Raw genomic sequence first — 12,289 nt, 5'->3', positions numbered from 1 at the left:
GTGAGTGGTGATTTATTCGACGCTCACGCCATAGAAGATGTGGCCACCCAGCGGGTGCACCTTGTAGCCCTGCACCTTATTGCTCATCGGCATGTAAACGACCGAGTGTGCGATGGTGGCCCATGGTGCCTGCTCTTTGAAGACGACCTGAGCATCCTCATACAGCTTGGTGCGTTCAGCCTGATCGGTGGTTTGCTTGGCTTTCAGGATCAGATCTTCGAACGGTTCGTGGCACCATTGTGCACGATTCGAGGCTTCGCGACCGTCACAGCCCAGAAGCACGGCCAGGAAGTTGTCTGGATCGCCGTTGTCACCGGTCCAGCCCAGCAGAACGGCGCCATCGCGGTTCAGTTCTTTCGAGCGCGACAGATACTCGCCCCATTCATAGGACACGATCTCAACATCCACACCGACCTTAGCAAAATCCGCCTGGATCAACTCCGCCATGCGGCGTGCGTTCGGGTTGTACGGACGCTGTACCGGCATCGCCCAGATCTTCATCGACAGATCGGAAACACCTTCGGCTTCCAGCATCGCCTTAGCCGCTTCGGGATCATAGGCATCGTCGGTGATGGCGTCGTTGTAGCCCCACATGGTTGGCGGGATCGGGTTCTTGGCCACCTGGCCTGAGCCCTGGAACACCACATCGATGATGGCGTTTTTGTCGATCGCCATGTTCAACGCCTTGCGGACGTTCGGATTGTCGAACGGCTCCATAGTGGTGTTATACGCCAGATAACCGACGTTTAGGCCTTCCTGCTCCATCATGTTGATGTCGCCGTCATCCTTCATCGCCTGAATGTCAGCCGGGTTCGGATACGGCATGATGTGGCATTCGCCAGCCTTCAGCTTTTGGTACCGAACCGAAGCGTCTGGAGTGATCGCAAAGATCAGGTTTTCCACGTCCGCCGGATCTTTCCAGTAGTCCGCATTCTGCGCATAGCGGATCACGGCGTCTTTCTGATAGGCCACGAACGAGAACGGACCAGTGCCGATGGGCGCTGTGTTCAGCTTTTCAGGTGTTCCTGCTGCCATCATCGCATCGGCATATTCGGCCGACAGAATCGAGGCGAAATCCATCGCCATGTTGGCCACAAACGGCGCCTCAGGCTTGGTCAGAGTGAATTTGACCGTATAGTCATCGACCTTTTCGATGGACTCGACCAGATCTGGCATGCCCATACCCTGGAAGTATTCCCAGGTGCCGCCGGACACCTGATTGAACGGGTGACCTTCGTCCTTCTGACGCATGAACGAGAAGATCACGTCATCGGCGTTAAAGTCACGGGTCGGGGTGAATTCGTCGTTGGAATGGAACTTGACGCCCTGACGCAGCTTGAACGTGTACTCCAGACCGTCATCGCTGGCTTCGACGCTTTCGGCCAGACCGGGAATGACGTTGGTCGTTCCGGTTTCGAATTCCAGCAGGCGGTTGTAGATCGGGTGCGAAGACGCATCAAAAGTCGTCCCGGCGGTGAACAGGGCCGGATCGAACCCTTCGGGCGATCCTTCAGAGCAATACACCAGAGTGTTTGCCTGTGCCGCGGCAGCCGACAAGGCGATCGCAGCAGTTGCGGCCATCAATTTCAGTTTCATGTGGGTCTCCCAGAAATGAATTTATTCAGACATTCGCGTTGCTCTTTGTGGTCAGAGCATTCCTAGACGACTCGTGTCATCGCGATATCTCTGCCCAATGTATCCAAAATACAAAATCCATTGTCAACTGACTTGCACACGCTAATTTGAGCAACCCGTTAACAAGGCGGATACCCCCACACGTTCGGCCTTTTGGGTCGTTCGGGCAAGAGGATAATCACCATGACCTAACGGCCCATGTCTTGCTACGTGACAGCGTGACGGTCGCCATCGCAGGTCAAGATACAAGAGATCAGTTGACGGTCAGTGTGAAAAAGTGGGCGTAACCCCGACAGGTGGCCGTTCATTGATATAGGCACCGATACGGTCCAATAGCGGTCGGCGGGGACAGCCCGGACGCGTTGCCGCGCCCAGGTTTCGCAGATTGCCGGGGCCTTCGAACGGGACAAAGCACAAAGGCCACTTGTCCCGTTTGAACTGTTCCGCCGCCAATGCCGAGACGATGGTGCAATCATCCGAGTGGCAGATATGGCGGCAGATCGTCTCGAACCGAAGCGCACTTAGATCAAACCGCTTGCTGGCCCGGTTCGAGGGGTCTGATTCGGGCAACCGGTCTTCCAGTTCATAACCAAAACTATGGGGAAGCCGGATAAAATCATGCACCGGCACATCTTCTGGCGCGATAGATGGCAACATGCACAGCGGGTGGCCCTCGCGTACGGCCAGAAACAGGGGTTCAGACCAGATCGAGGTGAAATCCAGCGCTTCGCTGTTGTTGACCTTTGCCACCAGGGCGACGTCCAGCGTGTGATCTTCAACCATTTGCAACATGTTCTGTGGCAGATCTTCAACCATGGTGACACGCATGTTGGGAAAAAGCGCGCTGAACAGCTCGGAAAAATACTGCGTCAGATAGGGGGCCAGTGTCGGGGTCATACCGATATTGAAAGGCACTGCCTCGGGGTTGCGAAACTGAGTCGCGGTATCTCGGATGTTCTGGGCGTCTTTCAGGATGCGCTCGGCAATGGCGATCACGCGATTGCCACAGGCAGTGGGGCGCACTTCGCTATTCAGGCGCAGGAACAGATCCGTTCCCAATTCCTGTTCCAGCTTCTTTACCTGATTAGACAAAGCGGGCTGCGAGACATTGCAGGCCACAGCCGCCTGACTGAACTGACCGTGTCTGGCAATGGCAAGCACATATTCCAGGTCTCTGAAATTCATGGTTTTGGGCCCGTGATCCGTTTCCCGATCCCGCTGGGGATGCCCTTTACATACGCCAACCGGCGCGCCGCTGCAGGAAATCGGCATCACAATCACTGACAAAACCGTCAATCCGCGCCATTGAATAGAAGGGCACTGCGGAGACACGCCACGTAACCAATTGAAAAGAAACGAGGCACGGTGGCCAGATATCACGCCATCCGTGACTATTTGTATTGGTTATACCGCCAATTCGAAGGATGAATTTTAGCTGCGCCGTGGTGGTGACTACCCCTTTGCTACGTGGAATGCCCAGACCAGCGGGCGGACCGCATTACGCAAACCCATGATGGAGTCCCCCATGCTGTCCCAACTTATGGAAAGCTTACGCGCACGTCTCTTAACCACGTCCACATTGGCGCAAGAGACCAGCCGCGATGGCCAAACCCTTTTGAACAACTTTTTCCAAAGCACGGTTGTCGATGACACTCCGGCCTTTGTGCTAGCCAATGATTTCTCGCGCCTGCTGAACTTTGGTGAGATAGTCACCAACAACGCGGTGGCCGCGGTGAAGGCGCAGGGTGAAGATGTCGACATCTTCAACTTTGCCTCGGGCCGGATCGAAGCAAATAACGGTCCCGAAGTTCTGGCCACCGGCGTTCAGGTGACCGGCAGCGCCGCAGTCCGAAACTTCGGAGAGATAGCCGGGGAATTTAACGGAGTGCAGTTTGCCGGGCCTGACAGCTCTGGCAGCCTGGATAATTTCCGCGGCGGCGTGATCAGTTCGGACAGTCGTGCGGTTGATATTCAGGGTCAGGGCATTGATGTGCGCAACTTTGGCGACATCATCGGCACCGGCGATCAGCGCAACGGCACGATCTATACCAACAGCACCGCCGAGGATGTTTCGATCTCGAACTTCTCAGGCGCCACGATTGATGCCGGTGACGGCAATCAGGGCGCCGGTATTTCGCTGCAAGTCGGTGATGAACTCGGAGACCGCGTGGAAACCGACGTGTTCAACGGCTTTGGCGCGACCATTCAAGGCCGCGGTCAGGCGGCGGCAAATACAGGTCTGGCCGGAGACGGCATCCGCATCGATGATGGTGCAGAAGGTGCCATTCTTGAAACCGAGATCATCAATAGCGGTCTGATTTCGACCGAAAGCAATCAAGGCACCGCCGCCGGTATTCGCATTGCCAATGGCGCAAATGCCGAAGGTGAGATTCTGAACACCTCGACCGGTGTGATCGAAGGACCTCGCAACGGTCTCTATATCGGTGAAGGCGAACATGATCTGGATGTGCTGAACTTTGGCACCATCCAATCAGGCAGCCGCGCGGTTAATATCGACGGCTCCGGCGTTGATCTGGTCAATGGCGGTGACATTCTGGGCTCTGGCGATCAGCGCAACGGCACGATCTACGCCGACGACACCGCGTCTGATTTCTCGATCAACAACCTGGCAACCGGCTCAATCGATGCGGGCGAAGGCAACCAAGGCGCTGGCGTTTCACTTTCCCTGTCTGCCGAAGGCAATGGTGAGGTCGAAGTGACCAATGCAGGCTCCGTCGCCGGTCGCGGCAATGCAGGCGCTGGTCTGGGCACCGCCGGAGATGGCATCCGTCTGGAAGGCGCCCGGCTAGAAGGCGGCGGCTTTGGCCCTGCTCTGTTCACCGGAACGATCACCAACACAGGTTCGGTCTCGTCCGAAGGTGCAAATGGCACTGTCGGCGCGTTCCGCGCTGTGAACAACGTCAATTTCCAAGGCCAACTGGTCAACGAGGAAACCGGCGTCTTTGCGGGTGGTCAGAACGGTGTCTACTTTGGCACAGGCGATCATTCGGGCGGGTCCTTCGTCAACCGGGGTACTGTCACCTCGGACAGCCGCGCGCTGAATATTGACGGAGTAGGGCTCGAGGTCATCAACGAAGGTGACATTCTGGGTACCGGCAACCAGCGCAACGGTACGGTTTATGCCGATGGTACCGCCGACAACTATACCTTTACCAACACCGGTCTGGTTGACGCAGGCGAAGGCAATAACGGCTCAGCCGTCTCGTTGCAAACCGGCGATGTGTCTGGCGATGTGGTCTCGGCCGCTGTCGTCAACGAAGGCACGCTGCAAGGCCGTGGAGACGCCGCAGAGGGCAACCAGGTGGGCGATGGCTTGCGCCTGTTCACCAGCCAGGATGACGCGTCCTTTGCCGGAGTTGTCGTCAACGAAGGTCTGATCGCGGGATCCGAGGACTCGGACGCTGCGGCGGGCTTGCGCGTTGATGGCGGTCTGAACCTTGTTGGTGCCGTCCTGAACGAGGGCGAAATCCGCGGCACGGTCAACGCAATCGACGCCTCGGACGCAGGCACCGTCACCATCGTCAATGACGACGAAGGCGTGATCAACGGTGACGTTCTGCTGAGCGATGGCGACGATATCTTTGTCGATCTGGGCACTACCAATGGTGACATCGACGGTGGCGCAGGTGATGACGTTCTGATTGCCGGCGATGCCGACAATGTTCTGACCGGTGGTCTGGGCAATGACTTCATCGACGGTGGAGACGGCATCGACACGGCCGACTTCTCGGATCTGGACGTCGCGGTCGAGGTTCGTCTGGACGCCAACGGCAATGGCACCGCCACCCGCGATACCGGGTTCAACATCTCGGTCACCGATGCGGTTATCGCGGCACCGGATCAGTTCGGGTCCAACATTGCCGATGGTGCCGGTTTTGTTGAGCAGGCGGTTCAAGGCAACCTCTACTACAACATCCACACCAACCAGTTCCCGGCGGGTGAAATCCGCGGGCAGCTATCGGTCGACAGCGACGTGACCGAAAACGGTATCCGCACCGTTAGCCTGAGTGGCGGTTTGGACGCGGCGCAAGAGCCAGGGCCGCTGTCAAACAGCGAAGCGACCGGTGAGGCCACCGTTGTCATCACGCAGAACCTGAACACTGGTGAGGTCACCTATTCCAGCGAGCTGAGCGTTGTTGGCATCAGCGAGGCAGAGCTGGGTACCCCAATCCCGGGCACTATTTCGGCGATCCATCTGCACAATGCTCCGGCGGGCGTGAACGGCCCGGTGGTGCAGGACACTCTGGTCGACGCAGGTGCAACGCTGGATGTGAATGCGACCGGGGGTACCGGTGTCATCGGTCAGGACGTTGTCGAAAACCAGTTCGAGACCGACGTGCTGCAGTCCATTGAAAACGTCATCGGGTCCGATGATGGCGACGTGATCGTCGGCAGCGATCTGTCCAACGTGCTGAATGGCGGCGCGGGCGGAGATCTGATCTCGGGCGAAGGCGGTGATGACATCCTCATCGGCGGACTGGGACGAGACACGTTCTCGTTCGGTGAAGACTTCGGCAATGACTTGATCCAGGACTTTGAGATCGGTCGCGATCAGCTGCAGTTCGGCGACCTAGGCCCCGATTTCGGCGGCGCGGTGAATGTTGCGCAGGATGGCAATGACACCCTGATCACCTTTGGCAACGAAGGCTCGGTCCGTCTGGCTGGAATCAACAGCGCAGACCTAACCGAAGACGACTTCGTCGCCTAAGCGATCCACAACGGGGCGGTCTTGTGGCCGCCCCGCTTGCCAAACCGGAAAGGGCTATCCGATGTTCCAGAATTCCAATCCCGTCAAAACCGCCTGGGGATCGCTGCGCAAAGGCTTTGTTGCGGTTGCGATCTTCAGCCTGTTCCTGAACCTCTTGATGCTGGCCGGGCCGCTATACATGCTGCAGGTCTATGACCGGGTTCTGACCAGCCAGAACATAGACACATTGATCGCCTTGTCCGTGCTGCTGGCGGGGGTATTCATCGTCATTGCGTGCCTCGACCTGATGCGGATGCGCATTCTGGGCCGCCTGGCCGCCCGGTTCGAACTCAGCGTCGGCGCGCGCGTCCTGGGGGCCGCCATGCGCCGCCGGGTCCAAGGAGAAGCTGAGGCAGGCGAAAACCTGGTCGAGGATGTGAACGGGTTCCGCGAATTCATTTCCGGCACCACCCTGACCGCCTTTTTCGATGCTCCGTGGATACCAATCTATTTGATGGTTCTTTATGTGCTGCACCCGTTTCTGGGTCTGTTGGGCCTGGCCGGAGCGCTGACCTTGACACTGATGGCGCTGATCAACAACGCCCGATCCCGAGGCCCGATGCAGCAGGCCGCGCAGGCACGAGGGCGGTCGGATGCGCTGTTCAAGATCAGCGACAGGAATGCCGAACTGGTCCATGCGCTGGGTATGAAATCCGATCTGGTACGCCGCTGGACCGCGCTGCAAACTGACGCGCACCAACACAAAACCCGCGCCGCTGATCGGGTGGCCAGCTTTTCCGTATTGTCCAAGACCATACGTATGGGCCTGCAATCAGCGGTTCTGGGGATGGGTGCGGCACTGGCCGTGATCGGCGAGTCCACCGCAGGCGTCATGATTGCCGCCACGATTGTTCTGGCCCGCGCGCTTGCTCCGATTGATCAGTTGATCGGGCAGTGGCGCACTTTTCTGGCTGCACGCGGGTCCTATAGCAAAATCAAACAATTGACCGAAGATTTCGCCGAGGCGCCTCCAAACCTGAACTTGCCACGTGCGTTCAAATCGATGGACGTCCGCATCGCTCAGGCAGGCCCTCCACTTGCGATCAATGCCACCATCCGGGCGATTGATTTCAGCCTCACGGCCGGGGACGTTCTGGCAGTGATTGGCCAGAGCGGTTCGGGCAAAACCACGCTGGGCAAGATGCTTGCGGGCATCTGGCATCCGCAACGGGGCGAGGTTCTGCTGGACGGCAGCCCGATGTCGAAATGGAATCCCGAAGACTTGGGCAAACAGATCGGATACCTGCCACAGGATGTCGAGCTGTTCGATGGCACAATCCGCGAAAACATTGCCCGGTTCTCCACCGCGATCGACGATGCCGAGGTCCTGCGTGCCGCGCGCGAAGCAGGGGTTCACGAACTGGTCAGCGGTTTGCCCGACGGGTACGAAACCAGGCTTGGCCGCGATTTTTTCCTGTCCGGCGGTCAGCGTCAGAGGCTGGCTCTGGCACGTGCGCTATACGGTGATCCGTTTGTTCTGGTTTTGGATGAACCCAACTCGGATCTGGACGCCGAGGGCGAACAGGCCCTGCGCGATGCTTTGCTGGCCGTGCAGGAACGCGGCGGGATTGCCATTGTCATGACGCATCGCCCAGCCACGCTGCAGGCGGCGAACAAGGTGATGGTGTTGCGCAATGGCAATCAAACTCAATTCGGCGACAAGCAAGACGTTCTGAAAGTCAATCGCCGCAACGTTCTGGACAAACCAACACAACCGGCACCCAGCCGGGTGGATGAAACTCAGATCACAGGAGCGGCCCAATGACTGACCTGGTCAATTACTCAGCCCCTCGAACTGCCGTGGGATTTCACGACGCACAGCTGAAAGAGATTTCGGACAGTTCCCCTGGCATCGCCCGCTATGTCCTGTTCGGCCTGTTCACCCTGGCGGTATTCGTCGGTGGTAGCGCCTATTGGGCCTTTGCCTCGAAACTCGATGGTGCCGTGGTTGCACCCGCATCCTTTGTGGTAGAGGGCCAACGCAAAACGGTCGAACATCTGGACGGCGGCATAATTCAGTCGATCCTGGTCACAGACGGCCAATTTGTGCAGGCAGGGCAGCCTCTGGTTCAGCTCGACAGCACCGAGATTAACGTGGATCTTAGCGTTCAGGGTAGCCAGTTGGGTGAGCTGTCGGTTCGCCGCGCGCGCCTGCTGGCGCAAATGAGCGGGCAGAGCCAATTTGAAGAAACCACCGCCCTGGCGGGATTCCGCGAAGGAATGGACCGCCTGCATTGGGTGTCGCCTTACCTGACCCAGAAACAACTATTTGACGCCGAAGCCCGTGCCCGCCGGACCGAAGCGCAGATCAACGCGCAACGTATCGCGGGCCTACGCAACCAGGTCACGGGTCTGGATGAACAGCGCCGCGCGGCCCGGAACCAGATCAAGATCACGCGGGTTGAGTTGTCCAACTTAGAGACGCTGTTGAATAAGGGGCTGGTCGCCGTCACGCGGGTCAGCGCACGGCAGATCGAGTTGGAACGGCTGGCTGGCGTTGACGCATCATTGCGCACCCAGATCGCCCAGGCCGAAGATCAAGTGCAAGAGTTGGAGCTGTCCCTGCTCAGCCAGCAAAAACTACGCGATGAGGTCCTCGCCGGGGAGCTGGCTGTTGTTGAGGCCCAGCTTGATCTGGTTCGACCGCAATTCGCGGGCACGCTGGCACGCCTGAAGCGAACACAGGTTCTGGCCCCGACCAGCGGACGCGTTGTGAATTTGGAAGTGTCAACCAATGGCGGGGTGATCCGCCCGGGTGCGCCGATCATGGATATCGTCCCAGCCGATCAAGCCCTGATCGTCGAGGCACGAGTCAAGACCGGCGACATTGATAAGCTGCGGATCGGTCAATCCACGCGCATCCGCCTGTCGGCCTTTGCGCAAGCGGACGTGCCCGAAGCTGTGGGGCATATCTTCGACATCTCAGCCGATGCGCTTGAGGATGAACGCACCGGCGAAGCCTATTACAAGGCGCGGGTAAAGCTGAATGCCGAACAACCGCGAGACGTGGCCGCATTGGAACTGGTGCCCGGCATGCCCGCAGATTTGTTCGTCAATACCGGCGAACGCGCCGTCATAAGCTATCTGTCGCAACCCATAAGCGACCGGTTGGCCAAGACCTTTATCGAGTGATTTTAGCCGCCTGCGTCCGAGACTTGGGCGCAGGCATTTCTGAGATCGTTGTCCCGATCCAACCAGTATCAATGCGTGCTTAAGTGTCAGACGCCGTAACGCGCCATGAACATGTCCACTGCGTGCAACGCGATCTCATCAATCTCGGATTGTTTGAAATTGGTCTGGATGCCCAACGCGGCTTTGGTCCAGAAGCGAACCTTGCACAGTTCTGAGAACTGTTCGGCTGCAATCTGAACATCTTCGATAACCAATTCGCCTTTTTGAACGGCCTTTTCCAAATATTCGACCATATGACGCTGGCCATTCTGAGGTCCGGATTCGTAAAACGCCTGGCCCAATTCAGGGAACCGATCCCGCTCGGCCACGCAGATACGAAACACCTGCTGCGCGAAATCGGACACTAGAAATGCGGTTAGCTGCGTCGCCGTGATCGTCAACACTTCGCGCGCAGGTTTGGAGTCGTCGATCATCGAAATGACTCTTTCAGCCATACGCTTGCATTCGGTCTGGGCGACTTCCATGAACAGCAGACGCTTGTCGGGGAAATAGCTGTAGAGCGTCGCCTTGGACACGCCCGCCGCCCGCGCGATGTCATCGACGCTGGCACCTTCGAACCCATCCGCCATGAAAACTTCTCGGGCTCCGCGCAAAACCTGATCGAATTTGCGGCCCGTGCGAAGGATGGCGGCTGTCTGAGTCATGAGCTCTCCTAGGGTTAGTGTTCCCCTCAAACTATAAACCGATCAGTACAGATACAACGATTCGCGTTGTCCCGTTGCGTAACGGAATGTGAATTCTGAATGTTTTGCCCCGCAAACCCGCGGCTTCCGGTCGTTGTCGTTCAAGGCTTGCTGCGCGGTCAAACGATGCTAACACTTTGGGCATGGTCGAAATATTTCTGCGCACGCTTCCGTTTTTTGCAATCATCGGCCTGGGATACTGGGCCGGGCGCAGCCGCTTTTTCACCGAAGACGCGACAGCCTATCTGACAAAGTTCGTGTTCTATTTCGCACTTTCGGCGATGCTGTTTCGCTTTGCCGCCACCCTGCCCTTTGCCGACATTTTCAATGGTCGGCTGATGGCGGGCTATCTGCTGGGAACTCTCGCCGTGTATGGTCTGGCAACTGGAGTGGCCTGGGTTCGCAGGCTTGATATTCCTACCGCGGCGGTCGAGGCCCAATGTGCCGCCATCGGAAATGTCGGCTTTCTGGGACTACCGATGCTGGCGCTGTTGTTGTCCGAGGCCGCCATTGGGCCGGTCATGCTGGTTCTGACCGTTGATCTGGTGGTGTTTTCGTCCTTGATCGTGATTTTGATCAACGCGGGGCGCGACGGGCGGCTGACCCCGGCAACGTTGCGCCTGATTGGGTTGGGATTGTTGAAGAACCCAATGATCGTTTCGATTTCCGCAGGGCTTCTGTGGTCGGCTTTGCAAATGCCGGTTCCGGCGGCACTCAATGATTTTCTGACCATTCTGGGCGGGGCGGCCACACCTGGGGCTTTGTTTGCAATTGGGGCCTCTTTGGCGTCCAAGTCCGCCGAACGCATTCAGGTTGCGGCATGGCTGAGTTTTTGCAAGTTGGTCATTCACCCGGCTTGTGTGGCCGTGGTGCTGCTGTGGTTGATGCCAGTCGATGCCTTTTCCGCCACGGTCGCAATTGCGGCAGCGGCGCTGCCGGTGGCCGGAAATGTTTACATGCTGGCGGCCCACTACCGTGTGGCCCCGCACCGGGCCTCGGCAGCGATCCTGCTGTCGACTGCGGTCAGTATCCTGACCGTGCCGGTGGTCATCGCCTGGGTTGGGACGCTCTGAGCCAAAGCATTCAAAAAAACGCGCGCCGAAGTCGTGCGGCCTTTACGCGGCGTCCTTGGATCGTTAGCCATAACGCGATCTAAATTTAAGGACTCTGCCAGATGGAAACCCTTTCGGAAAACGCCTGTTTCGGTGGCGTGCAGGGCGTCTACCGCCATGCGTCGTCAGCCTGCCAATGCGACATGACCTTTGGTCTGTTTCTACCTGCCGAGGCAAAGGACGGCCCGGTTCCCGTCCTGTGGTATCTGTCTGGCCTGACCTGCACACACGAAAACGCCATGACCAAGGCCGGTGCGCAGGCCTGGGCAGCCGAACAAGGCATTGCCGTCGTGTTCCCCGACACCTCTCCGCGGGGTGAAGGCGTGGCCGATCACGATGACTATGATCTGGGCCAGGGCGCTGGATTCTATGTGAATGCAACACAAACCCCATGGGCACCGCATTTTAACATGTGGAACTACGTGGCCGAGGAACTGCCGAACCTGCTGGCAGAAAACTTCGCCATCGACATGGATCGTCAAGCGATCACTGGTCATTCAATGGGTGGCCACGGGGCGCTGACCCTGGCGATGAACTTGCCAGGTCGGTTTCGGTCGGTTTCGGCCTTCGCGCCGATTTCGAACCCGACCGGCGCGGATTGGGGGCGCAAACAGCTGAGCGCCTATCTGGGTAATGACGAAGCCACTTGGGCCAAGCACGATGCCTCGCTGATGATGAAAGAGGTTGGCTTTGACGGTCCAATCCTGATCGACACAGGTGCCAGTGATCAGTTCATCGACCTTCTACGCCCCGAGGCGCTGGCGACAGCCATCGCGGAACGACGCCAGCAGGCAACCTATCGTTTACAGCCGGGCTATGATCACTCGTATTTCTTTGTATCGACCTTCATGGAAGACCACATCACCTTCCACGCCGAAGCGCTGTACGGGGACTGACGG

General features: G+C 58.1%; 8 protein-coding genes. 5 read left to right on the top strand and 3 right to left on the bottom strand.

Annotated features, from left to right (window positions below):
• Positions 1–12 precede the first annotated feature (12 nt).
• A complete protein-coding gene (locus tag ACR0B0_RS09090; protein ID WP_170350058.1) occupies positions 13–1,596 on the bottom strand; it encodes an ABC transporter substrate-binding protein in 1,584 nt (527 codons plus the stop codon).
• A gap of 303 nt (positions 1,597–1,899) precedes the next feature.
• On the bottom strand, positions 1,900–2,820 hold the full coding sequence (locus ACR0B0_RS09085) for a LysR family transcriptional regulator (protein ID WP_170350057.1): 921 nt from the start codon (positions 2,818–2,820) through the stop codon (positions 1,900–1,902).
• A 340-nt stretch (positions 2,821–3,160) separates the two neighbouring features.
• Between ACR0B0_RS09085 and ACR0B0_RS09080 the strand changes: the two genes are divergently transcribed.
• The 3 genes from ACR0B0_RS09080 (at position 3,161) to ACR0B0_RS09070 (ending at position 9,535) form a co-directional block, all read left to right on the top strand.
• On the top strand, positions 3,161–6,364 hold the full coding sequence (locus ACR0B0_RS09080) for a beta strand repeat-containing protein (protein ID WP_480647426.1): 3,204 nt from the start codon (positions 3,161–3,163) through the stop codon (positions 6,362–6,364).
• A gap of 61 nt (positions 6,365–6,425) precedes the next feature.
• Entirely contained in the window at positions 6,426–8,168 is a 1,743-nt protein-coding gene (locus ACR0B0_RS09075; protein ID WP_480647424.1) for a type I secretion system permease/ATPase, read from the top strand.
• The gene (locus ACR0B0_RS09070) at positions 8,165–9,535 is read left to right on the top strand and encodes an HlyD family type I secretion periplasmic adaptor subunit (protein WP_480647422.1); all 1,371 of its coding nucleotides are present in this window, start codon (positions 8,165–8,167) and stop codon (positions 9,533–9,535) included. The genes ACR0B0_RS09075 and ACR0B0_RS09070 overlap by 4 nt, the downstream gene beginning before the upstream one ends.
• Positions 9,536–9,621: 86 nt before the next feature.
• On the opposite strand, the gene ACR0B0_RS09065 is transcribed toward ACR0B0_RS09070, so the two are convergent.
• Positions 9,622–10,239, bottom strand: coding sequence for a TetR/AcrR family transcriptional regulator (locus ACR0B0_RS09065; RefSeq protein ID WP_170350053.1), 618 nt, complete (start codon positions 10,237–10,239; stop codon positions 9,622–9,624).
• Between the two features lie 182 nt (positions 10,240–10,421).
• On the opposite strand from ACR0B0_RS09065, the gene ACR0B0_RS09060 reads away from it, so the two are divergent.
• Positions 10,422–11,351: an AEC family transporter gene (locus tag ACR0B0_RS09060; RefSeq protein WP_170394637.1), complete on the top strand. Its 930-nt coding sequence runs from the start codon at positions 10,422–10,424 to the stop codon at positions 11,349–11,351.
• 101 nt (positions 11,352–11,452) lie between these two features.
• On the top strand, positions 11,453–12,286 hold the full coding sequence (gene fghA, locus ACR0B0_RS09055) for an S-formylglutathione hydrolase (protein WP_480647420.1): 834 nt from the start codon (positions 11,453–11,455) through the stop codon (positions 12,284–12,286).
• The last annotated feature ends 3 nt before the right edge of the window (positions 12,287–12,289 follow it).

It is taken from the genome of Ruegeria sp. BA12 (assembly GCF_056539625.1).
Note: the sequence above shows the minus strand (reverse complement) of the source record. Positions and strands in the feature narration are given on the sequence as shown.

Coding starts and splice junctions, on each gene's coding strand:
- ACR0B0_RS09080 (WP_480647426.1), top strand. CDS start 3,161: ATGCTGTCCCAACTTATGGAAAGCTTACGCGCACGTCTCTTAACCACG.
- fghA (WP_480647420.1), top strand. CDS start 11,453: ATGGAAACCCTTTCGGAAAACGCCTGTTTCGGTGGCGTGCAGGGCGTC.
- ACR0B0_RS09065 (WP_170350053.1), bottom strand. CDS start 10,239: ATGACTCAGACAGCCGCCATCCTTCGCACGGGCCGCAAATTCGATCAG.
- ACR0B0_RS09090 (WP_170350058.1), bottom strand. CDS start 1,596: ATGAAACTGAAATTGATGGCCGCAACTGCTGCGATCGCCTTGTCGGCT.
- ACR0B0_RS09070 (WP_480647422.1), top strand. CDS start 8,165: ATGACTGACCTGGTCAATTACTCAGCCCCTCGAACTGCCGTGGGATTT.
- ACR0B0_RS09060 (WP_170394637.1), top strand. CDS start 10,422: ATGGTCGAAATATTTCTGCGCACGCTTCCGTTTTTTGCAATCATCGGC.
- ACR0B0_RS09085 (WP_170350057.1), bottom strand. CDS start 2,820: ATGAATTTCAGAGACCTGGAATATGTGCTTGCCATTGCCAGACACGGT.
- ACR0B0_RS09075 (WP_480647424.1), top strand. CDS start 6,426: ATGTTCCAGAATTCCAATCCCGTCAAAACCGCCTGGGGATCGCTGCGC.